Source organism: Lentzea sp. NBRC 102530 (genome assembly GCF_030269365.1).
In the GTDB taxonomy this organism is placed as follows: Bacteria; Actinomycetota; Actinomycetes; order Mycobacteriales; family Pseudonocardiaceae; genus Lentzea.
The window spans coordinates 166,689-188,330 of record NZ_BSTF01000011.1; the positions used below are offsets into that span (position 1 = coordinate 166,689).

Below are 21,642 nucleotides of genomic sequence, written 5' to 3' on the forward strand. Positions count from 1 at the left end.
AGCGGATGATCGCTGGTTGTTACCTCGACGTGACAGAGAGCACCGATTTGGGCGATGTAAAGGAGGTTTCCGCTGTGTCACGTTGGGCGTTCCGCCTGGCCCGCGCCCACCGGCGCCGAGCGAAGGGGTAGCGGCATGGGAAGTGAAGTGTCCAGCCGCACTTTCACCAGAGACGACCGCCAGCGTTACCGGGAGAAGATGCAGCGGAGTCTCGACGCACTGGCCACGATGCTGGCCGAAGACACGTTTTCCTTTCCCCGTCGGCAGATGGGGCTCGAAATCGAGTTGAACCTCGTCGACGACGCGATGCGGCCGGCGATGGCGAACTCGGAGGTGCTGGAGAAGATCGACGACCCGTCCTACACGCTGGAACTGGGTCAGCAGAACCTGGAGATCAACGTTCCCCCTCGTGAGCTCGCGGGGGGCGAGATGCTCGGCCTGGAGGAAGAACTCAGGCAGTCGCTCGACAACGCGGACTCCAAGGCCAACGACGTCGGCGCCAACCTCGCCATGATCGGAGTGCTGCCCACGTTGCGGGAGCGGCACTTCGACCGCAAGTGGCTCTCCGAGGCGCCGCGCTACGCGTTGCTCAACGACACCATCTTCAAGGCCCGTGGCGAGGAGATGGTGCTGCGCATGGAAGGCCCGGCGATGCCGGGCAAGACTCCGGAGAAGCTGCTGAGCTACGCGGAGTCGATCCTGCCGGAGGCCGCGTGCACCTCGGTGCAGCTGCACCTGCAGGTCGAGCCGACGCACTTCGCCGCGCACTGGAACGCCGCCCAGTGCCTCGCGGGGGTGCAGGTCGCCATCGCCGCGAACTCGGCTTTCCTGCTGGGGAAGGCGCTCTGGCACGAGACCCGGATCCCGCTGTTCGAGCAGGCCACCGACACCCGTCCGGACGAGCTCAAGAACCAGGGCGTCCGGCCGCGCGTGTGGTTCGGTGAACGGTGGATCACGTCGATCTTCGACCTGTTCGAGGAGAACGTGCGCTACTTCCCCAGCCTGCTCCCGGAAACCGACGACGAGGACCCGTTGGAGGTCCTCGAAGCCGGCGGTGCGCCGAGACTTTCCGAGCTGCGGCTGCACAACGGCACGATCTGGCGCTGGAACCGGCCCGTCTACGACGTCGTCGACGGGGTGCCGCACCTGCGCGTCGAGAACCGGGTCCTGCCCGCCGGGCCCACGGTGCTCGACACGATGGCCAACGCCGCGTTCTTCTACGGCGCCCAGCGCGCGCTCACCGCCCAGGAACGTCCACTGTGGACTCAGATGTCGTTCCAGGCGGCGGAGGAGAACCTCTACACCGGCGCGCGGCACGGCATGAACGCCCAGCTGTACTGGCCGGGCATCGGCTGGATCCCGCCGGACGAGCTGGTGCTGCGCCGCCTGCTGCCGATGGCGCACGACGGCCTGCGCGACTGCGGTGTCTCCGACGAGGCCCGCGAACGCTACCTCGGAGTGATCGAGCAGCGTTGCCTCGCGCGCCGCACCGGATCGTCGTGGCAGCGGGAAACCGTTGCGCTGCTGGAGGAACGGGGCATGTCGAGGGAAGCCGCACTGTCCGGCATGCTCAAGCGGTACATGGAGCTGATGCACGCGGGCGAGCCCGTGCACACGTGGCACGTCGGCTAGTCCCTGTCCTGCAAGTTCGTTCGGTGAGAGGCACGGGCGAGCGACCCGGCTGCCACTGTCGCCCTGCGGACTCGCAGGACGGGGACCAGTCGCCACGTCATCAGCTCGTCCTGGAACGACCGCGGCATCTCGCTGGGCAGGCCCGTCCCCGTGACCGGCCTGCCCTGCACGTCGGGCCGGGACTCTCCGCCTCCCGTGACGCGGGTGACGAAGTGCGTGTCGTGGTGCACGCCGCCGCGTTCCGGCACCGCGGCCAGCGGGGTGGCCCAGAACGCCGCCGGTGCATCCGCGCACGTCCTGAGCCACGGAACTACCGGCGGCGGCCCGACTTCAGCGGGGCCACGTCCGCACCGTCGTGGGACGTCCGGCACTCCTCCGGCGTGACGGCCTCGACCGCCAGCGTCAGCTCGCCCTTCACCCCCGTGTAGATCGACTCGCCGCGCGACGCCAGTGAGGCGTGCACGCGGTTGGAGTCGGTGAAGTCGCGTTCGTCCTTGACCCGCTTCTTGCCGGTCTCCTCGGGCCGCGTGGCGCTGCGGAGGTTGACCTCCAGCCACGCGGCGACCTCGGCCGGCGACGTCAGGACTTCCTCAGGGGTGCGTTCGAGCCGAACCTGCCGAGGAGAGGCGTGATCGAGTGACGTGTGCTCCACATAGGCGTGCCAGTGGGTGTTGCGCATCGACCAGGTCTGTTCGACCGGCCAGTCCTCCTCGGTGGTCATGCGTCATATCTTCCACCCTTCACACGAGGAAACGTGAGAAGGTCGAGGACCTCTATCTCATGATCCACCCGCACGGCCGAAGCGAGCCGTCGGTCGTGCGTGACCAGCAGCAACGTTCCTTCGTAGGTTTCCAAGGCCTGTTCGAGCTGTTCGATGGCCGGCAGGTCGAGGTGGTTGGTCGGTTCGTCGAGGACCAAACAGGTCGTGCCGCGGGCCTGGAGCAACGCCAAGCCCGCGCGGGTGCGTTCGCCCGGTGACAGGTCGCGGGCCGGTCGCAGCACCGCGTCGGCGCCGAGCCGGAACTTCGCCAGCAACGTGCGCACCTCCACGTCCTGCAGGCCGGTGGCGTCCGCGACGATCCGCAACGCGCTGGCGTCGCTCGCGAACTCGGCCCTAAGCTGGTCCACCTCGCCGACGACGACACCCGGCCCGATGGACCTGTCACCTTCCCGCAAGGGGATCCGGCCGAGCAGCGCGCCTAGCAACGTCGACTTGCCCGCGCCGTTCGGGCCCGAGATCCGCCACCGCTCGCCCGCGCCGATCGTGAGGTCGATCGGTCCGAGCGTGACGTCGCCGCGGCTGACCACGGCCCCGCGCAGGGTGAACGCGATCGCGCTGCCCCGCCCGGCGGACGGCAGGGTGAGCCGGAGTTCCCAGGCCTCGCGCGGTTCCTCGACCTCCTCCAGCCGGGCCAGCTGACGGTCCACAACGGACGATCGCGCGGCCGTGTTCTCCGCGCCCCGCTTGTGCCCCGCACGCGCGTTGCGGTCCGGTTCGTCGTTGAGCATCTTGGCGCTCGTCGCCCTGCGGACGCCCTTGCGCGACCACTCCTTCACCTGGCGGCTGCGCTGGGTGAGCTCGGAGCGCCTGGTCTCGTACGCCTCGTAGTCCTCGCGGGCGCGACGGTCCGCGTTCGCCTTCTCCTCGACGTAGGCGTCCCAGCCGCCACCGAAGACGGTGAGCCCGTGGCTGAACTCGTCGAGTTCGGCGATCGCGGTCGTGGTGCGCGCGAGGAACTCCCGGTCGTGGCTGACCAGCACGATCGCGCCCTGGTAGCCGGTGACGTGGGACTCCAGCAGGTCGAGCCCGGCCGCGTCGAGGTCGTTGGTCGGTTCGTCCAGCAACAGCACGTCGGCGCGCGTGAGCAGCACGGCCGCCAACCGCAGCCGTGCCTGCTGGCCACCTGACAGCTCGTCCGGCGCACGGTGGACGAGCAGGTCGGCGGGCAGGCCGAGGCGCCCACAGACGACCTCGGCGCGTTCGTCGAAGTCACCGGCACCGATGGCGGTCCAGTGGTCGAAGGCGTCGGAGTACCCGGCGCCGCCACCGTCCGCGAGCGCTTCGGCCTCGCGTTGCAGCCACTGCTCGGCCTCGGCGACGCCGGTGCGGCGGGCGAGGTGGTCGCGCAGCGACTCCCCACCAATGTGGAGGGTCTCCTGCGTCAGGTGCGCCACGGTCCCGGTGGTTGAGACAGATCCGGCTTCCGGTGACAGCTCACCGGAGAGCAGACGGAGCAACGTGGACTTGCCGACGCCGTTGGGCGCGATCAGGCCGACGCGGTCACCAGGCGAAACATCGAAATCCACCTCCGAGATCACGGTCCTCGGACCGAACGACAGCGAAATGTTCCTGGCTGTCAGCACGGACACGCCCACGACGCTACGGACGCCCGCAACTGGTTTACTCACCCTTATTGCTAGTAAGTTGCAAGTACCAAGAGATTGCAGGAGTTGTCATGGGCCAGTACGTGCTGCCGGATCTCGACTACGACTACGGCGACCTCGAGCCGGCGATCATCGGTGAGATCAACGAGCTGCACCACGGCAAGCACCACGCCGCGTACGTCAAGGGCGCGAACGACACGATCGAGCAGATCGCGGAGGCGCGCGACAAGGAGGCCTTCGGCTCGATCGTCGGCCTCGAGACCACGCTGGCGTTCCACCTGGCGGGCCACGCGCTGCACCAGGTGTGGTGGAAGAACCTCTCGCCCAACGGCGGCGACAAGCCCGTCGGCGAGCTCGCGGCCGCGATCGACGAGCACTTCGGTTCGTTCGACAAGTTCCGCGGCCAGCTCAACGCCGCCGCGTCGTCGATCCAGGGTTCCGGCTGGGGCATCCTCGCCTGGGAGCCGATCGCGCAGAAGCTGATCACGTTGCAGCTCAAGGACCACCACTCGAACCTGTCGATCGCGGTCACGCCGCTGCTCGCGTTCGACATCTGGGAGCACGCGTACTACCTGCAGTACCGCAACCTGAAGGCCGACTACATCTCGGCGCTGTGGAACGTCGTCAACTGGGAGGACGTCTCCGCCCGCTTCGAGGCGGCCCGCGGTGGCCAGAACGGCCTGCTGCTGCCCGGATGATGCCGCGGCACTGATGCTTCGGCAGTGGATGCTCCGACAAGCTCCCGCTGCCGAACACGACGAGGCCCCCCTCTGCCCAGAGGGGGGCCTCGTCCGTTCCCGAACTGACTGCCGCTCCCACCACGAAGCGACGAGACTTAGGTTAGCCTAACTTCGCTACCTTGGGAAGTCCTCCTGATCAGACTTCTCGCGATCAGCTCGACCACGGTCGCCACGGCGGCCGCTTCGACCGCCAGCAGGGCCAGGAGAACCACGAGTTGGAGGGCACCGGCCTGCCAGACCGGCGCACCGCCGAGCAGCATGCCGACGAAGGCACCCGGGAGGGTGACCAGCCCGACCGTCCTGGTCTGGTCGAGCGGCGGCAGCAGCGCCTCGGCAGCCGGCTGCCGGATGACCAGGTAGACCGCGGCCCTTTCGTGGAAGCCCAACGCGCGCGCGGCCTCGTATTCGCCGTAGCGCTCTTCCAAGGCGTCGAGGGCTCGCCGCGCCGACAACGTCGTAGCGGTCATCGCGCCGCCGATCAGGATGCCGCCCACCGGGATCAGCGCGATGCCCTCGACCGGGAGCAGGCCGATGGCGAGCAGCAGGCCGAGCGCGGGCACGGTGCCCACGAGGATCGGGAGCGCGGCCCAGCCGCCCTTCCGCCCCGCCCCCGTGCGACGGGCCGACGTGAGGGTGGCCACGACGGCCATCACCACGAGGAACGCCCAGGTGAGGCCGAGGTGGGAGAGGACGACGGTGATCACCGCCGAGACCGCCGCGAGCTGGACGACGGCGCGGACGGCGGCACTGAGGAACGGCTTCGGGCTGGTGAGGCCGGTGTAGTGCGCGATCGCGGCCGCGGCGGCCACGAACACGACGCAGACGATCAGCAGCCGGACCCAGTCGGCGACGAGGACCACGGGCGGCTACGCGTCTTCGAGGCCCTGCTGGGCGCCGCGTGACCCTCGCCTCGCTGCCCGGCGTTGCCAGTAGAAGACTCCGTACCCGATGATCCCGAGCAGACCGCCGGACAGGGTCGTCCAGAGCAGTGTGCTGTTCTCGCGGTCGAAGATCACCACGACCAGGAGTCCGAGGAACCACAGCGCGGTACCACCCAGCACTACGGGCACGGGGTCTGCCAGCCTGTGCGGCAGCGCCGGCGGGTGCGGTGGGGTGGAGTCGCGTTCGGACACATCGTTAGGAGACCAGATGCTGGACGGGTTCTTCAAGATTTCCGAGCGCGGATCGACCGTGGCGCGCGAGGTCCGCGGTGGCGTCGTGACCTTCTTCACGATGGCGTACATCGTCGTGCTGAACCCGCTGATCATCGGCAGCTTCGCGCCGTCCGGTCCCGGATCGCACCCCGACGTGCTCGGCAACATCCTTCCCGTCGGGCAGGTCGCGGCGGTGACGGCGCTGGTCGCCGGTGTCATGACCATCCTCTTCGGACTGATCGCCAACTACCCGTTCGCGCTGGCCACAGGCCTGGGCATCAACTCGTTCGTCGCCGTGTCGGTGGCCGCCAAGGTCACCTGGCCCGAGGCGATGGGCCTGATCCTGGTCAACGGCCTCGTGGTGCTGCTGCTGGTCGTCACGGGTGTGCGGACCGCGGTGTTCAACGCCGTGCCGAACGAGCTGAAGGCCGCGATCGCCGTCGGCATCGGTCTGTTCATCTGCTTCATCGGCCTCGTGGACGCGGGCTTCGTGCGCCGCCTGCCCGACGCCGCCAACACCACCGTGCCGGTCGGGCTCGGCATCAACGGGTCGATCGCGAGCTGGCCGACGCTGGTGTTCGTGGTCGGCCTGGTGCTCACGGGCGTGCTGTTCGCGCGGCGGGTCAAGGGCGCGATCCTCATCGGCATCGTCGCCACGGCGATCTTCGCGATCGTCCTCGAGGCGCTGGTCAAGGCCGGGCCGTCGGCGGGCGTCAACGCCAAGGGCTGGAACCTCGGCTACCCGGCGCTGCCCGACCAGGTCTTCGGGATTCCGGACCTGTCGCTGCTCGGCGAGGTGTCGTTCGGCGCGTGGACGCGGATTCCGGCGCTGGCCGCCGCGTTGATCGTGTTCACGCTGGTCCTCACCGACTTCTTCGACACCGTCGGCACGATGACCGGTCTGGGCAAGGAAGCCGGCCTGATCGACAAGGACGGCCAGCTGCCGAACGTCAGCAAGGCGTTGTTCGTGGACGGTCTGGGCGCCGTCGCCGGTGGTGCGGCTTCGAGTTCGTCCAACACCGTCTACATCGAATCGGCGTCCGGCATCGCGGAGGGCGCGCGGACCGGTCTGGCCAACGTCGTGACCGGTGTGTTGTTCCTGCTCGCGATGTTCTTCACGCCGCTCTACGAGGTCGTGCCGATCGAGGCGGCCGCACCGGCGTTGGTCATCGTCGGCGCGTTGATGATGATGCAGGTCCGTGAGATCGACTTCACCGACTTCACCATCGCCCTGCCGGCGTTCCTGACGATCGTCGTCATGCCGTTCACCTACTCGATCGCGAACGGCATCGGCGCGGGCTTCGTCAGCTACGTGCTGCTCAAGGCCCTCACCGGCAAGGCCCGCGAAATTCACGTCCTGATGTGGATCGTGGCGGCCGCTTTCGTCGTCTACTTCTCGTTGGGACCGATCCAGGCCCTGCTGAGCTGACCTTTCGGCAGGAAACTATTTCGTGAGGTATGCTAACTACGTGGCGACCGATCAGCACGGACTGGCGAGCAGGCTGAGGCTTGCCGTCGTTCGCCTCAACCGTCGCCTGCGGGCGCAGCGCACCAACTCCTCGGTGTCGCTCACGCAGGTGTCAGCGCTGTCCACCCTGCACAAGTGCGGGCCGCTGACCCCGGGAGAGCTAGCAGCCAAGGAAGGCGTGCAGCCGCCGTCGATGACGCGCGTGATCGCCGCCCTCGAGGAGTTCGGGTTCGCCACGCGCAGCCCGCACCCCACCGACGGCCGTCAAGCCATCGTCGAGCTCACGGGCGAAGGCTTGTCGTACCTGGAGGACGAGATCACGGCCCGCGAAGCGTGGCTGGACAAGCGGCTGGCCGAACTGGACCCGGAGGAACGGGAACTGCTGACACGGGCCGCCGACATCATCGACAGGATGGCGGGTCAGTAAGAACGTGACGGGTTACGCGGGTGGTGGAGCAGACAGTTCGCCACCTCGTCGTACCGGAATGTTCGGATCGTTAGGCATATACAACTACCGCCTCTACGCCTCCGGCCAGATCATCTCGCTGGTCGGCGTGTGGATGCAGCGCGTGGCCCAGGACTGGCTGGTCCTGGAGTTGTCCAACGGCTCCCCCGTCGCCCTCGGCTTCGCCGCCTCGCTGCAGTTCCTGCCCGTCCTGCTGCTGTCGATGTGGGGCGGCGTGCTGGCCGACCGCATGGACAAGCGCAAGCTCCTGCTCTGGCTGGAGTCGGCACTGGGCCTCTGCGCCCTGGCCCTGGGGTTGCTGGACGTCTTCGGGGTCGTCGAACTCTGGCACGTCTACCTGCTGTGCCTGCTGCTCGGCGCCTTCTCCGCGGTCGAGACGCCCGTGCGGCAGTCGTTCGTCGTGGAGATGGTCGGCCGCGATCAGCTGACCAACGCCGTGGCGATCAACTCGATGATGTTCAACCTCGCGCGGATCATCGGCCCGGCCGTCGCGGGCGTGACGATCGTGGCCATCGGCACCGGCTGGGTGTTCCTGGCCAACGCCATCAGCTTCGTGGGCGTGGTCGGCGGCATCTGGCTGATGCGGACCGCGCAACTGCTGCGCTCCGACCCCCTGCCACGCGAGAAGGGCCAACTGCTGTCGGGCCTGCGCTACGTCCGCGGCCGCCCGGACCTGATGACGGTCATGCTGCTGGTGTTCTTCATCGCCACGTTCGGCATGAACTTCTACATGACGCTGGCGATCATGGCCCGCAACGTCTTCGGCGGCGATGCCGACGCGTACGGGTTGCTGTCGACGTTGATCGCCGTGGGAACGCTGGCCGGTGCGACGCTGGCGGCCAAGCGGAAGACGCCCAGGATGACCGTGTTCATCGGGTCGGGCGTGGTGTTCGGCGTGCTGGAGATCATCTCCGGGATGATGCCGACGATGCTGCTCACCGGCCTGATGATGATCCCGGTCGGCGTCGCGATGATGACGTTCAACACGACCGCCAACGCCACCGTCCAACTGGCCGTGGAGCCCGAGATGCGCGGCCGGGTGATGGGCATCTACATGCTGGTGTTCCTGGGCGGGAACCCCGTGGGCGGCCCGCTGATGGGGTGGCTGGGAGAGATCAACGGCCGTGCACCGATCATCATCGGCGGCGCGGTGTCGATGATGGTGACGATCACCGCGTGGATCATCCTCGTGAAGCGGGGCGACATCCCGAAGCCACGGCTGCGCAGGCAACGCCTGACCGAACGCGAAGCCGAAGGCGAGCCGTCCTTGGCCAGCCGCTCTTAGCGCGCGGCTTCGGCGGTGGGTCCCATCACGAGTCGCGCCACAGCTCTTGCTGCACCTGCCTGGGTGTGTCAAACCGCCACGCTTTTCGGCGGTTTGACACACCCAGGCAGGTGTGGCTCGCTCTTGGCTCGACTTGTGATGGGACCCACCGCCAACGCAACCAAACTACGAAACCGGCAGCCGCTCTACGCAACAGGCGTGCCATCAGCCCGCTCGCAGCGCTGGCCCCCTGATCAGATTGCCGGGGGTCTGGGGGCAGAGCCCCCAGGGGAAGCACGCAAGCGCCAGCCGCCAACGCACCCCGGGAACGCGCCCCCCAGGGAACGCAAGCTGACGCAGGCGTCCCCGATCGGTGATCAGCCCAGCAGAGTCGCGGCCGTCGGATCGGTGATCAGCGCCGCGAACGCGTGCCGGTCATCCCACCGCCCCGCAACCCAGGCCAACGCCCGCGACAACCCCTCAGGCGTGTCGGCAGCGTGCGGCACCCCGTCCACCATCCACCACTCGACCCGCTGACCGTCCACGAACAGCGAGTCGTGCACGACGACCACCCCATCGGGCAGCTCGACTTCCAGCAGTTCGCAGGCTTTCCGAACAGCTCCGAGATCCCGCCACGACACGACCTCGCCGACGTGGTCAGGCGACCCGTCGAACTCCTCCGAGGCCAATGCCAGGTCCAGCAGGTCGGCCAGTTCCTCCGACCCGTCCGCCAGCAGCACGCGGTCGGCGGGGGCGACGCCCATCAGCCACGGGTGGTCCAGCACCACGACGTCGTCCGCGGCGGCCACGGCACCGGACAGCACGCGCACCCGTTCCGGCGGCGCGAAATCACCTTCGGGCAGTGCCGCGTAGGCGCGCAGCACCACCGCGTCCGCGATCACGCGGTCGGCGTCGCCGAGGCGGTCCAGCACGAACTCGGCATCGTCGTCGTCCCAGATCTCCAGCCGGGACCGGACGCCGGCCGCGCGCAGCACGTGCTCCGCCAACTCGAGGTCAGGCACGGTGTCGAAGAGTCCGTCCAGCAGCGTCGCCTCGGCGAGCCGGTACTCGCGTGGGGCCTTGCCGGCCAGCGACGCGTGCCGGGCGATCCACCAACCCGTGTAGCCGTCCGGCTCGGAAACGGCCCGCCAGGTGACCGGGTCGGACGCCAGCAGGCGCAGGGCCGCGGGCCAGTCCGCGACCAGGTCCAGGTCGCGCACGGCCACGACGCGGCGCGGTTCGTCCGGGACGGACGACCACCACGCGGACTCGTCCGGCAGGTCGTGGTCGGGTCCGGCGGGCTCGTCGTCGATCACCAGGGAGAAGCCGTCGACGACGCCCACGGCCACCAGGGCGGCGCGCGGGTAGGTCTCGGCGATCTCCTTCGACAGCAACGGGAACGCGTCCGCCTCGACCACGCCGACGAGCGGTGAGTCGGGCAGCAGCAGTTCGTCGGCGCGGTGCCATTCACCTGCCGAGTCGGGCAGGGCCAGGGCGCCGAGCCACGGTTCCTCGCCGGCTCGCACGGCCGCGCGGTCCACGAGGCGCAGGACCGTCTCGATCAGGTCCTCGCCGTCGAGGCCTGCCTCGGCGTCCTCCAGCGAGCGCGCCACGTTCTCGCGCAACGAAGGGTCCGCGAGCAGTTCGGTGGCGCCTGCTTCGACCGCGCCGAGGCGGACCAGCAGCGGGTGCACGGCGTCCGGGTGGACGACGCGCAGGCCGGGGAGCGGTTCGTCGGCGATCAGCGTGGTGTGCGGGCCCGTGACGGTGCGGCCGTCGGCCAGCGGGACGGGCAGGGACTGGAGTGCCTCGCGGACGTCCGGGTCCACCTCGGCGAGCGGCGCGAAGGCGGCGTAGACGTCACGCCACCAGCCGGGGTCACCGGAGACGCCGGCCAGTGCGGCGACGACCTCGGCGGTCGTGACGCGCGGGACTTCCAGTGCTGCCAACGCCTTCGCGTGCACGGGCGCGGAGAGTTCGGCGTCGAGCAGGCCCGGCAGGGCGTCCTCGACCAGGTCGACCAGTTCCTCGGAGCCCACGTCGAGGACGCGGGCGCGGGACGGTTCGATCCACTCGCCGGAGGCGAGCGGCAGCCAGGCCGCGGCGCGCAACGAACGCAGCAGCGCGGTGCGCAGTCGATCGTCCACTTCGGACAGCGGGAAGCCGGGCAGCGGCACCAGCGCGGTGCGTTCGACGGCCGGGATCCGCGCGATCAGGGCCGGGTAGGCCTCGGCGGCGGCGTCCAGGACCGACCACGCGGCGGGGCCCGGCAGGATGCGGCGGCGCGACGGCTCGACCGGCAGCGTGGCGATCAGGCGGGCGGGCAGCGACAGGCGTTCGTCGGTCGGGGTCGGCGCGTGCAGCACGTCCTCACCCAGCGGCTCGTCCAGCGGGTACGCCCACGAGACCGTCCACTGAGGACGGTGTTCGACGCCCTGCACGAGTTCGTCCGGCAGTTCGCCGACCGTGCGCTCGACCAGCCAGCGCGCCGAGCCGACGGTGACCACGCCGTCCGCGGTGACGAACCGCTCCCACGACTGGGAGCCGACCTCGATGCGGCGCAGGCCCGGCAGCGCCAGCAGCAGGTCGGGGACCTCCTCGGCCAGGTCCGGGAGCGTGAGGTCGACCTTGAGCGGCAGCCTGACCTCGGTGGTGAAGCCGTCCGGCACGGTCTCGGAGACCGGCCACACCAGGCGCAGCACCGGCACGTCGCCGCCGCGTTCGGAGGCGAGTTCGGGCACCTCGGCGCGGGTGCGTTCGGCGGAGAACTCGACACCGCCGGACGTGGAGATCACGCGCGGGGCGTCGGACACGGCCAGCACGGCCGCGAAGCCCACGCCGAACTGGCCGACGCCGGACTCCTTGGAGGACGCCCGCAGCGAGGCCAGCGCGGCGACACCGGCCTCGGTCAGCGGGGCACCGGTGTTCGCGGCGCGCAGCTCACCGTCGACCAACGTGATTCGCAACACACCGGGCTCGTCGCCCGCCGCGTCGGCCGCGTTCTGGGCGAGTTCGACCAGCAACCGGTCGCGGTAGCCGCCGAGGCGCAGGTCCTCCTCGGCGTTGGCGTCCTCGCGGAAGCGGGTGGGCGAACCACGCCACGCCGAGAGGACCGAGGCGCGCAGGACCTCGGTGCCGAACGGGTCGGTCACTCCGAGACGCTCGCTGCCTCGATGGTCTGAGCGGCCTCGACGGGCTCAGCGGCGGACTCGGAGGCGGCCTCCGGAGCGGCTGCCGGAGCCGGCACGGACTCCACGACCTCGAGCTGCGCGTCGTCGTAGACCAGGTCCGCGACGGGCACGAGCGACCCCATCTCGACCTCGACCTGCGAGTGCGCGCCGCAGCCGTACTCGACGTGCACGACGTGGCCGTCGGCAGGCGCGATCTCGTTCGCGCACACCCCGAACGCCGAGCCGAACGCACCGGCGACCCGCGTGTAGAAACCGCAGGTGCCGCAGTGCGCGGGAGCGCTGCGGGCCATGTCGGAGCGCGGGCCGAAGTCGGAGGCGGCCCAGCGGTCGGCGGCGTCCAGGCGGCCCTCGCGGGACAGGACGCGGGTGCGGCCGAGGCCGATCTCCAGCGCCACCTCCTCGACCGCGGGGTCGTCGGACTGCACGTACGCCTCGACGAGGCGCGGGTCGTTCTCGCGGGGCGGCATCAGGTCGCCGACGCCCAGGTCACCGGCGCGGACCCGTTCGCTCCACGGGACCCACTCGGGGGCGACCAGCGCGTCCTGGCCGGGCAGCAGCACGACCTCGCTGACCGACACCGGGGAGCCCTCGCCCGCGTAGGCGACGGTCACCGCCCAGGTCCAGCCGCGGTAGCCGGCGTGCTCGGCTTCGAAGAGGTGGGTGACGGAGTACTCGTCTTCGCCGAGCACCCCCACATGAGCACCGACGCGTTCCATGCCGGCTTCGTCCTGCGCGGCGGTGCGAGCGAGGTCAACGGCGTCGGCGAGCAGTTGCGTGGCGTTCACGAACTGAATTGTGCCGCAGGACTTCGCCGGGACGAAAACTCGTGCCACCCTCCGTTGGGTGCGCTCACCCGTCTGGCTGGTCCTCGTCGCGGTCCTGGCCGCCTGCTCTGCTCCCGAGGCCGCAAAACCGCAGGTAGAAGTCCTCCAGAAAATCCCGCACGACACGTCGGCGTTCACCCAGGGGTTGGAACTGGTCGATGGCGTCCTCTACGAGGGCACCGGCCTCGAGGGCGAGTCGACGATGCGCGCCCTCGATCCGGCGACCGGGAACGTCCAGAAGAAGGTCGACCTGCCGCCGGAGTTCTTCGGCGAGGGCATCACCGTCGTCGGCGACACCATCTGGCAGATCACGTGGCAGAACGGCGTCGCCATCGAGCGCGACCGCCGCACGCTCGACGAGCTCCGCCGCGTCTCCTACCAGGGCGAGGGCTGGGGCATCTGCGACGACGGCAAGCGGTTGATCATGAGCGACGGCACGGCGAAGCTCACGTTCCGCGACCCGAAGACGTTCGCCGAGACCGGCAGCGTGCAGGTCACGCGGGACGGGCAGCCCTTGACGCAGTTGAACGAGCTGGAGTGCGTCGGCGGCAAGGTCTGGTCGAACGTGTGGAAGACGGACGAGATCGTCCGCATCGACCCCGGCAACGGTCAGGTGCTGAACACCTACGACCTGTCGTCGTTGAAGCCCTCCGGCGACGTGGACGTGCTCAACGGCATCGCGCACGTCCCCGGAACCGACGAGTTCCTGGTCACAGGCAAGAACTGGCCGACCATCTTCCGGGTGAGGTTCAACGGGATGGGGCAGGATTGACGGTGTGACGGGCGACCGCGGGGACCAGCCGCCGAAGCGCTACCCGTGGCAGGACGACGAGTACCAGCCGCGAGGTCGCCGAGGCGTGCCGTCCGAGCACGGTTTCCAGCCCCCGCCGCAGCAGACCCGTCCGCTGCCCAACTCCGACCAGCAGACGACCCCGACGCCCAAGCCGCCGCGCAAGCTGACCGTCACGCGCGTGGCGTGGTTCCGCAGCAAGCAGATCTCGGCGCAGGCCGTGGCGGCGTTCCGGCGGGCGGCGCGCGCGGACGGGGCCGGCAAGTCCGGCATGACCTCGGTCACCTACGCGGTGATGATGAACTACGCCGCCGACGCCGCGATGGCCGTGGCGCTGGCGAACACGCTGTTCTTCTCGGCCGCGTCCGCCGAGTCCAAGACGAAGGTCGCGCTCTACCTGCTGATCACGGTGGCGCCGTTCGCGTTGATCGCGCCGGTGATCGGGCCGTTGCTGGACAAGATCCAGCGCGGCCGCCGGCTGGCCCTCGCCGCGTCGTGCGTGCTGCGGATCGGCCTGTCCGTCGTGATGGCGTTGAACTTCGACAACTGGCTGCTGTACCCCGCCGCGCTCGGCAGCATGGTGCTGTCGAAGTCGTTCACGGTGCTGAAGTCCGCGATCACCCCGCGCGTGTTGCCGCCGGAGATCACGCTGTCCAAGACCAACGCGCGCATGACCGTGTTCGGGCTCGCGGCGGGTGCGGTGTTCGGTGCGCTGGCCGCCGGGTTCGCGCACCTCTTCGGCTCGCCGGGCGCGTTGTGGTTCACGGCCGTGCTGTGCGGGGTGAACGCCTGGCTGTGCATGAAGATCCCGTCGTGGGTCGAGGTGACCGAGGGCGAGGTCCCGGCGACGCTGACGTCGAAGCCCGCCAGGCAACGGATCTCGCAGCACGTCGCCGTGTCGTTGTGGGGCAACGGCTCCATCCGCATGCTGACCGGGTTCCTGACCCTGTTCGCGGCCTTCGTGGTGCGCGAGCAGACCGAGGGTGACGCCGTGCGCCAGCTGCTGCTGCTCGGCGTGATCGCCGGTGCGGCCGGCGTCGGCAGCTTCCTCGGCAACGCGATCGGCGCACGCCAGCACTTCGGCAAGCCGGACGAGGTCGTGCTGGCCTGCGTCGTCACCGCGCTGGCCGCCACGATCGGCGCCGCCGTCTTCCCCGGCCTCGTCACCGCGGCCATCGTCGGACTGCTGGGCGCCACGGCCTCGTCCCTGGCCAAGATCAGCCTCGACGCGGTGATCCAGGACGACCTGCCGGAGGAGTCGCGCGCATCGGCGTTCGGCCGTTCCGAGACGATCCTGCAGCTCGCCTGGGTCTTCGGCGGTGCGCTGGGCGTGCTGCTGCCCGCGACGTTCTGGATCGGCTTCACGGTGCTCTCCGTCCTGCTGGCGCTGGGGCTCACCCAGACCTGGATGTACCGCAACGGCACCTCGCTGCACAGGCTGGTCCTGCGCAGGCCCGCGCCGGTGACCCCGTAGGCTGCCTGACGTGCGTCGACTTGCTTCTTTGATGGCTGCCAGCGTGCTCGTGCTGTCCGGCTGCTCGTTGCAGCAGCACGACCCGGAGGTCACGTTCTACGCGAACGGCAAGACCATCCGGCTCGAGCCGACGATCTACTGCGCCCTCGACGGCTCCGACTGCGCCGAGAAGAACCCGCCGGGCTCGTTGAAGGTGCCGGCGGGCAAGGTCGTGCAGATCTCCGTGGACGGCCAGCTCGCCAAGGGCCTCTGGGAGGTCGTGTGCGTGTACGAGAACGCCGCGCGCGTCCAGGAGGGCTGCACGTCCCCGTTGCTCGGCAAGGGTGACGACTACTCCTACACCCTGGCCGTGCCGAACGACTCGGACCAGCTGGTGCGCATCGAGGTGCACGAGGCGGCCGGCGCGGTGCTGGAGAACGGGCAGCCGCTGATGCGCGGCTCCTGGGTGGTCGACATCACGCGCTGATCAGCGCCTGCCGAACGCCTCCCACCACTCGGTGGGGGCGATGCGCTGGGCGGCCTCCATCAGCGCCTTGCCGGTGTCGGTGACCACGGACGCCTGCATGGTGTGGATGAAGCGGTCCATCTTGGCGATGCCGTTGGTCTGGTACTCCCTGGCCTGCAACAGGAGTTCGAGCTTGTCGGCGTCCCTGGAGCACCTCGCCTCCGGCGTGTGGTCGAGGTCCTTGGCCGCTTCGTGTTCGGCGATCAGCCCGACGATGTGGGTCGCCAGTTGCGGGGGCAGGTGCCGGACCTGGTCTCGTGCGACCGCCTCCGGGGGCACCTTCACGTCGAGGTAGAGCTTGCCGACGTACGGGATGTCGCCGATCCGGGTTTCCGGGACGTCGTGGAAGAGGCCCAGGGTGGCCGCGCGGTCCGGGTTCGCGCCCTCCTGGACGGCGATGGCGTGGGCCAGGACGCCCACCCGGAAGGAGTGGGCGGCGACGGTCTCCGGGTTCTGCACGCCGGCGAAGAGCCAGCCCGCTCTGGGGAGGCGCTTGAGCTGGCCGACCTCGTAGACGAACTCGACGATCCTGTCAGCGTCAGACATGCCGCTGATCCTTTTACGGATCGGGGTGCGGCGCCAGCGCCCGTGGGGTGTCGTGTCGGGTTCGTGCGCGTGTTGGACGCGTACGGGCGTTCAAGGCACACGCACTCGTTGCGGCAGAGGCAAACGCTTGCGAGTCACGGCCCGCGCCACGCCTCATCAGTTGCGGGCGGCGACCGCGCGTCACCGCTCATGCCGTTGTGTCCGGCGCATGCGCGCGTTGGGTGCGCACGGGCGTGAAACGAAAGTGCGCGCTACCCGCACAACCTGCGGGCGCGCGCACTCAAGCCAGAACAGCGTGCGTTTACGGGTCGAGGTCCCGCGCCACCGCGCGAACGACCTCCGCCACCAGCTTCATGCTCTTCTTGTCCGACGGGTACCGCCCCCGCCGCAGATCGGGCTGCACCTTGTTCTCGAGCAGCTTGATCATGTCCTCGATCAGCCCGTGCAGCTCCTCGGCGGGACGGCGACGTGCCTCGGCGACGGACGGGGCCGGGTCGATGAGCCGCACGGACAGCGCCTGCGGGCCGCGGCGGCCCTCCGCCATGCCGAACTCGATGCGCTGGCCGGCCTTCAGGCCGGTGACGCCGGGGGGCAACGCCGCCTTGCGGACGTAGACGTCCTCGCCACCGTCCTGGGTGACGAATCCGAAGCCCTTCTCCGTGTCGTACCACTTGACCTTGCCGGTCGGCACCGCGCTCACCATTCCCTTACCTCTGCACAACGAACGCGCCCCAGGCGTACCCGAGACGCGTTCCACCAGAGTAGCCAGAAGACCAGGCGGAAGGCACCTCCGTTAGCGCGACTACAGTCCCGGTCATGACCGCTCCGAAGTTGATGCCGCTGGCCATCGGCCTGTTCGCCGTGGGCGTACTGGCGATCGTCGCGGTCTTCGTGCTCTTCATCGCCGGCTACAGCGACCTGCCCGTGTGGCTCAACGTCGCGGCCACCTACCTGCCGGCCGTCGGGCTGGGACTCGGGATCATCGCGGTGATCAGGAAAGCACGCCAGAAGAAGTCCTGAGCCACTCCGGGAACTCGCGGAGGTCGTCGAAGACCACGGCCGCGCCCGCTTCGAGGAGTTCCGCGCGCGAGCACGGGCCCGTGACCACGCCGACGCCCAACGCCGAAGCGGCGAGAGCACCGTTCATGTCGCCCACGTGGTCGCCCACGTAGACGGCGGCGCCGTGCAGCTTCAGGGACTCCGCCTTGCCGGTCGACCAGAGTTCGCCGTAGAGGTGGTCGACCTCCCAGCCCAGCGCCTCGAGGTGCAGGGCGGCGTTCTTGCGGTACTTGCCGGTCACGATCATGGTCGAGCCGCCCAGCTCGCGAACGCTCTGCAACGCGAGGGAGGCGCCCGGCAGCGCCACGGTCGCCGGGATCACGACCTCCGGGTAGAGCGAGCGGAACAGCGCGACGAGGTCCGGGATCTCGGCCTCGGGCACGCCCATCTCGCGGTAGGTCATGTCGAGCGGCGGGCCGAGGTTCGACGCGAAGTGCTCACCGTCGAGGTCGTAGCCGCTGCGGACGCCCACCTCGTTCATCACGGCGGCCATGCCCGGTCGCGGGTCGATGAGGGTCATGTCCAGGTCGAAGCCCACGGTGAACGGCACGGAACCTGACTCTACGTCTTTACAAAAGCAATAAACGTGTAAAGGTGAGGTGGTGAGCGACATCACCGAGCTCTTACTGGACGCGGCCGCCGACCTGTTGGCGGCCCGGGGATTCCACGGGCTGCGCATGATCGAGGTCGCCAGTCGCGCCGGGGTGAGCAGACAGACCGTCTACAACGAGTTCGGCAACAAGGAGGGCCTGGTCCAGGCCGTCGCCGTGCACAAGACCGAGGAGTACCTGAGCGGGGTCATGACCCGGCTCCAGGACGACCCCGACCCGTGGGAGGCGATGCGGTCGGCGTTCCGCTTCACGTTCGAGCAGACCGAGAAGGACAGGCTGGTCTCGGCCGTGCTGACCGGCCAGAACGCCGAGGACCTGTTGCCGTTCATCACGATCCGCGGCCATCCGATCCTCTTCCACGCCACCGAGGTCGTCGAGCAACACCTGAGCAGGCACTTCCCCGGTCGGCACGTGCGGTTCACGGCGGAGACGACGGTCCGGCTCGCGCTCAGCCACCTGATCATGCCGAGCGGTGACCTGGACGGCGCGATGGACGCCGTGGTCAAGGTCGCCAGAGCGACGATGGACACATGATCTGAAGCCCCGTTGTTGCCATACTCTGGCAACAACGGGGAGGTGTCCTGGTGGTTGCTGTGTCGGCGCGGCTGCGCGCGGGTGCGGCGTTGCTCGGTCCGGCGTTCGTCGCCGCGATCGCGTACGTCGACCCCGGCAACGTGGCCACCAACACCGCGGCGGGCGCGACGTACGGGTACCTGCTGGTCTGGGTGCTCGTCGTCGCGAACGTCATGGCGGGGCTCGTGCAGTACCTCTCGGCCAAGCTCGGCCTGGTGACCGGGAAGTCGTTGCCGGAGGCGGTGCGCGACCACCTGCCGCGGCCGGTGCGGCTCGCCTACTGGGGGCAGGCCGAGGTCGTCGCGATGGCCACCGACCTCGCCGAGGTGCTCGGCGGGGCGATCGCGCTGCACCTGCTGTTCGACCTGCCGCTGCTGCTCGGCGGTGTGATCACGGGCGTGGTGTCGACGCTTTTGTTGCTGGTGCAGGACAAGCGCGGGCAGCGGCCGTTCGAGCGGGTGATCACGACCATGCTCGTCGTGATCGCGGTCGGGTTCATGGCGGGGCTTTTCGTTGCGCCGCCGTCGATTCCGGACGCCGCAGCCGGTCTGGTGCCGCGCTTCGACGGCACGGACAGCGTGCTGCTCGCGGCGGGCGTGCTCGGTGCGACGGTGATGCCGCACGCCGTCTACCTGCACTCGGCACTGGCGCGCGACCGGCACGGCCGGGACCCGTCGGTGCTCAAGGCCACCAAGGTCGACGTCGTCGTCGCGATGGTGCTGGCGGGCGCGGTCAACATGGCGATGCTGCTGCTCGCAGCGACTTCGTTGCAGGGCAAGGAGAACGTCGACACGCTCGAAGGCGCGCACGCGGCCGTCGGCGCCACGCTGGGCGGCGGGATCGCGTTGCTGTTCGCGCTCGGCCTGCTGGCGTCCGGGTTCGCCTCGACGGCCGTGGGCTGTTACGCCGGCGCGGTGGTGATGGACGGCCTGCTGCGCGTCCGAATCCCTTTGCTGGCAAGGCGTCTGATCACCTTGGTGCCCGCTTTGGCGGTCCTGGCGCTCGGGGTCGACCCGACGTTCGCGCTCGTGCTCTCGCAGGTGGTGCTGTCGTTCGGCATCCCGTTCGCGCTGGTGCCGCTGGTGTGGCTGACCGCACGCCGGTCCGTGATGGGGTCCCACGCGAACCGGCGTGCCGTCACGATCGCCGCGTGGATCGTGACGGCCGCGGTCGTCTCGCTGAACGTGGTGCTGATCTACCTGGTGACGTCCGCGTAGGAGACGCCGAGCTGTCCCAGCGCGGTCTCGAGGATCCGCATGATCTCCAGCGAGTCGGTCCACGTCATGTCGGTGTGCTCGATGAACCCCATCACCCAGAAGGCTTCGACCGACTCGATCTGGTGCGTGTAGCCGCCGTCCTCGATCACGTGCTCGACGCCGTTGATGATCGCCCTGGTGGGGTTGAAGAACGACTCGGGGATGTCGATGCGCCCCTTGGTGCCGACGATCGTGGCGCTCGCGCCGGTGTCGGCGGTGAGCGAGCAGCTGAGCAACGCCTGCGCGCCGTCCTCGTAGCCCAGCAGGATGCCCGCGTCGGCGTCCACGCCCGTCGGCGCGAGGCTGCCGTGCGCGTGGATCTCGGTGGGAACGCCCAGGAGCAGGTGCGCGAGCGAGACCGGGTAGACGCCGAGGTCGAGGATCGAGCCGCCACCCGCCTCCTTGGCCCACAGGCGGTCGTTCGCGTCGAACGCGTGCCGGAAGCCGAAGTCGGCGCGGATCAGGCGGACGTCACCGATCTCGTCGTCCGCGACGGCCTGCGCGATCTTCTGGATCAACGGGTTGAAGCGCGTCCACATGGCCTCCATGAGGAACTGCTGCGTGGACCTTGCCCGTTCGACCATCTCCTCGGCCTGCGCGACCGTCAGCGCGAGGGCTTTCTCACACAGCACGTGCTTGCCGGCGTCGAGCGCGGCGAGCACGACCTCGTGGTGCTGGCCGTGCGGCGTGGCGACGTAGACGATGTCGACATCCGGGTCCGCGAGCAGTTCGTGGTAGCTGCCGTACGCGCGCGGAATCCCGAACTTCTCCGCGAACTGCTGGGCTTTCGCGATGTCCCGCGACGACACGGCGCCCACCTGGACACCCGCCTTGAGCATGTCAGCGGTCACGGCATGCGCGATTCCGCCCGTAGCGATCACACCCCACGTCATGGGATCAGCTTAGATTGGAGGCATGCGCCTCATCCTGAACGTGATCTGGCTGGTGCTCGCCGGTTTCTGGATGGCCGTCGGCTACGCGGTCGCCGGCATCATCTGCTGCATCCTGATCATCACGATCCCGTGGGGCATCGCGTCGTTCCGGATCGCGAACTACGCCCTGTGGCCGTTCGGCCGCGAGGTCGTCGACAAGCCCGGCGCGGGTGCCGGGTCGCTGCTGGGCAACATCATCTGGATCGTCGTGGCCGGCTTCTGGCTCGCCATCGGCCACATCGTCACCGGCATCGCCCTGTGCGTCACGATCATCGGCATCCCGCTCGGCGTCGCGAACTTCAAGCTCGTGAAGGTCTCGCTCGTCCCGCTGGGCAAGGAGATCATCGAGCTGCCGTGACGGTCAGCCCTCCACGAGCTCGTGCAGGCACAGGATGTTGCCTTCGGAGTCGTGGAACCACGCGGCGCGCTCGGTGCCCATGACCGCGATGTGGTTCGTGGTCTTGAAGTCCGGCAGGTCGTAGTCCTCGAAGCGGACGCCCCTGCCTTCGAGCTCGCGGATCTCGCCTTCGAGGTCGGGCACCTCGAAGCTGAGCACCGTGTGGCCGGTCTGCGCGCCCTTCTCCGCGGGCATCAGGCCGAGCGCGTCGCCCTGGCCGAGCGCGAAGATCCGCGTGCCGTCCGGCTGCGTGGCGAGGGGTTTGAGACCGAGCTGGTCCTCGTAGAAGCGACCGGCGCGGTCGGCGTCCTCCACGGGCAGCATCGTCGTGGTCCTGGTGGCGGTGAGCATGCTCGCCTCCTTCGACTCCGGAGA

24 protein-coding genes are annotated in these 21,642 nt (G+C 69.3%); 12 read left to right on the forward strand and 12 right to left on the reverse strand.

Features of this window, described 5'->3' with window-relative positions; genetic code table 11:
• The first annotated feature begins 135 nt into the window (after positions 1–135).
• Positions 136–1,632: a glutamate-cysteine ligase family protein gene (locus QSK25_RS28200; RefSeq protein WP_285642707.1), complete on the forward strand. Its 1,497-nt coding sequence runs from the start codon at positions 136–138 to the stop codon at positions 1,630–1,632.
• Here QSK25_RS28200 and QSK25_RS28205 read toward each other — a convergent pair.
• The 3 genes from QSK25_RS28205 to QSK25_RS28215 all read right to left on the reverse strand — a co-directional run bounded on the left by QSK25_RS28205 (position 1,629) and on the right by QSK25_RS28215 (position 4,002).
• The gene (locus tag QSK25_RS28205; RefSeq protein ID WP_285642709.1) at positions 1,629–1,880 is read right to left on the reverse strand and encodes a hypothetical protein; all 252 of its coding nucleotides are present in this window, start codon (positions 1,878–1,880) and stop codon (positions 1,629–1,631) included. The genes QSK25_RS28200 and QSK25_RS28205 overlap by 4 nt on opposite strands.
• 62 nt (positions 1,881–1,942) lie before the next feature.
• Positions 1,943–2,353 (reverse strand): hypothetical protein, encoded by a 411-nt coding sequence (locus QSK25_RS28210; RefSeq protein WP_285642710.1) that lies wholly within the window; start codon positions 2,351–2,353, stop codon positions 1,943–1,945.
• Entirely contained in the window at positions 2,350–4,002 is a 1,653-nt protein-coding gene (locus QSK25_RS28215; RefSeq protein WP_285642711.1) for an ABC-F family ATP-binding cassette domain-containing protein, read from the reverse strand. The genes QSK25_RS28210 and QSK25_RS28215 overlap by 4 nt, the downstream gene beginning before the upstream one ends.
• A gap of 86 nt (positions 4,003–4,088) precedes the next feature.
• Here QSK25_RS28215 and QSK25_RS28220 point away from each other — a divergent pair, with 86 nt between their 5' ends.
• On the forward strand, positions 4,089–4,715 hold the full coding sequence (locus QSK25_RS28220) for a superoxide dismutase (RefSeq protein WP_285642712.1): 627 nt from the start codon (positions 4,089–4,091) through the stop codon (positions 4,713–4,715).
• A gap of 137 nt (positions 4,716–4,852) precedes the next feature.
• Here QSK25_RS28220 and QSK25_RS28225 read toward each other — a convergent pair whose 3' ends face one another.
• Positions 4,853–5,617 carry an ABC transporter permease gene (locus QSK25_RS28225; RefSeq protein WP_285642714.1) on the reverse strand — a complete coding sequence of 255 codons (765 nt, stop codon included), beginning with the start codon at positions 5,615–5,617 and terminating at the stop codon, positions 4,853–4,855.
• A gap of 6 nt (positions 5,618–5,623) precedes the next feature.
• Positions 5,624–5,890, reverse strand: coding sequence for a DUF2530 domain-containing protein (locus tag QSK25_RS28230; RefSeq protein ID WP_285642716.1), 267 nt, complete (start codon positions 5,888–5,890; stop codon positions 5,624–5,626).
• Between the two features lie 16 nt (positions 5,891–5,906).
• On the opposite strand from QSK25_RS28230, the gene QSK25_RS28235 reads away from it, so the two are divergent.
• The 3 genes from QSK25_RS28235 to QSK25_RS28245 are packed head-to-tail and all read left to right on the forward strand — an operon-like array spanning position 5,907 to position 9,130.
• Positions 5,907–7,340: an NCS2 family permease gene (locus tag QSK25_RS28235; RefSeq protein WP_285642718.1), complete on the forward strand. Its 1,434-nt coding sequence runs from the start codon at positions 5,907–5,909 to the stop codon at positions 7,338–7,340.
• A 40-nt stretch (positions 7,341–7,380) separates the two neighbouring features.
• Complete coding sequence (locus QSK25_RS28240; RefSeq protein ID WP_285642719.1) at positions 7,381–7,806, forward strand: MarR family winged helix-turn-helix transcriptional regulator; 426 nt, start codon at positions 7,381–7,383, stop codon at positions 7,804–7,806.
• Between the two features lie 58 nt (positions 7,807–7,864).
• Entirely contained in the window at positions 7,865–9,130 is a 1,266-nt protein-coding gene (locus QSK25_RS28245) for an MFS transporter (protein WP_285642720.1), read from the forward strand.
• A 356-nt stretch (positions 9,131–9,486) separates the two neighbouring features.
• Here the strand turns inward: QSK25_RS28245 and QSK25_RS28250 are convergent, their stop codons facing one another.
• On the reverse strand, positions 9,487–12,261 hold the full coding sequence (locus tag QSK25_RS28250) for a sacsin N-terminal ATP-binding-like domain-containing protein (protein ID WP_285642721.1): 2,775 nt from the start codon (positions 12,259–12,261) through the stop codon (positions 9,487–9,489).
• Positions 12,258–13,085 carry a DUF3027 domain-containing protein gene (locus QSK25_RS28255; RefSeq protein ID WP_285642722.1) on the reverse strand — a complete coding sequence of 276 codons (828 nt, stop codon included), beginning with the start codon at positions 13,083–13,085 and terminating at the stop codon, positions 12,258–12,260. Before QSK25_RS28255 ends, QSK25_RS28250 begins: the two co-directional genes overlap by 4 nt.
• Before the next feature lie 58 nt (positions 13,086–13,143).
• Between QSK25_RS28255 and QSK25_RS28260 the strand changes: the two genes are divergently transcribed.
• Genes QSK25_RS28260 through QSK25_RS28270 form a run of 3 tightly spaced genes read left to right on the forward strand, consistent with a single transcriptional unit; the run spans position 13,144 to position 15,854 of the window.
• Positions 13,144–13,896 (forward strand): glutaminyl-peptide cyclotransferase, encoded by a 753-nt coding sequence (locus QSK25_RS28260; protein WP_285642723.1) that lies wholly within the window; start codon positions 13,144–13,146, stop codon positions 13,894–13,896.
• 4 nt (positions 13,897–13,900) lie between these two features.
• On the forward strand, positions 13,901–15,388 hold the full coding sequence (locus tag QSK25_RS28265; RefSeq protein ID WP_285642724.1) for an MFS transporter: 1,488 nt from the start codon (positions 13,901–13,903) through the stop codon (positions 15,386–15,388).
• A 31-nt stretch (positions 15,389–15,419) separates the two neighbouring features.
• Positions 15,420–15,854, forward strand: a complete 435-nt coding sequence (locus QSK25_RS28270) for a DUF2771 family protein (protein WP_285642725.1) — start codon at positions 15,420–15,422, stop codon at positions 15,852–15,854.
• Here QSK25_RS28270 and QSK25_RS28275 read toward each other — a convergent pair whose 3' ends face one another.
• Both QSK25_RS28275 and QSK25_RS28280 read right to left on the reverse strand, forming a co-directional pair.
• Positions 15,855–16,439: an HD domain-containing protein gene (locus QSK25_RS28275; protein WP_285642726.1), complete on the reverse strand. Its 585-nt coding sequence runs from the start codon at positions 16,437–16,439 to the stop codon at positions 15,855–15,857.
• A 301-nt stretch (positions 16,440–16,740) separates the two neighbouring features.
• Positions 16,741–17,130, reverse strand: a complete 390-nt coding sequence (locus QSK25_RS28280) for a cold-shock protein (protein ID WP_285642948.1) — start codon at positions 17,128–17,130, stop codon at positions 16,741–16,743.
• A 125-nt stretch (positions 17,131–17,255) separates the two neighbouring features.
• On the opposite strand from QSK25_RS28280, the gene QSK25_RS28285 reads away from it, so the two are divergent.
• A complete protein-coding gene (locus QSK25_RS28285) occupies positions 17,256–17,459 on the forward strand; it encodes a hypothetical protein (RefSeq protein WP_285642727.1) in 204 nt (67 codons plus the stop codon).
• Here the strand turns inward: QSK25_RS28285 and QSK25_RS28290 are convergent.
• Positions 17,431–18,048, reverse strand: coding sequence for an HAD family hydrolase (locus QSK25_RS28290; protein ID WP_285642728.1), 618 nt, complete (start codon positions 18,046–18,048; stop codon positions 17,431–17,433). The two genes, QSK25_RS28285 and QSK25_RS28290, sit on opposite strands and share 29 nt — an antisense overlap.
• 52 nt (positions 18,049–18,100) lie before the next feature.
• Between QSK25_RS28290 and QSK25_RS28295 the strand changes: the two genes are divergently transcribed.
• Together QSK25_RS28295 and QSK25_RS28300 are read left to right on the forward strand one after the other, a co-directional pair.
• On the forward strand, positions 18,101–18,643 hold the full coding sequence (locus QSK25_RS28295) for a TetR/AcrR family transcriptional regulator (RefSeq protein ID WP_285642729.1): 543 nt from the start codon (positions 18,101–18,103) through the stop codon (positions 18,641–18,643).
• Positions 18,644–18,693: 50 nt separating this feature from the next.
• A complete protein-coding gene (locus QSK25_RS28300; RefSeq protein WP_285642730.1) occupies positions 18,694–19,899 on the forward strand; it encodes an Nramp family divalent metal transporter in 1,206 nt (401 codons plus the stop codon).
• On the opposite strand, the gene QSK25_RS28305 is transcribed toward QSK25_RS28300, so the two are convergent.
• Positions 19,878–20,831, reverse strand: coding sequence for a Gfo/Idh/MocA family protein (locus QSK25_RS28305; RefSeq protein ID WP_285642732.1), 954 nt, complete (start codon positions 20,829–20,831; stop codon positions 19,878–19,880). The genes QSK25_RS28300 and QSK25_RS28305 overlap by 22 nt on opposite strands.
• A 22-nt stretch (positions 20,832–20,853) precedes the next feature.
• On the opposite strand from QSK25_RS28305, the gene QSK25_RS28310 reads away from it, so the two are divergent.
• Positions 20,854–21,228 carry a YccF domain-containing protein gene (locus tag QSK25_RS28310; protein ID WP_285642733.1) on the forward strand — a complete coding sequence of 125 codons (375 nt, stop codon included), beginning with the start codon at positions 20,854–20,856 and terminating at the stop codon, positions 21,226–21,228.
• 3 nt (positions 21,229–21,231) lie between these two features.
• On the opposite strand, the gene QSK25_RS28315 is transcribed toward QSK25_RS28310, so the two are convergent.
• Positions 21,232–21,618: a VOC family protein gene (locus QSK25_RS28315; protein ID WP_285642734.1), complete on the reverse strand. Its 387-nt coding sequence runs from the start codon at positions 21,616–21,618 to the stop codon at positions 21,232–21,234.
• Between the last annotated feature and the right edge of the window lie 24 nt (positions 21,619–21,642).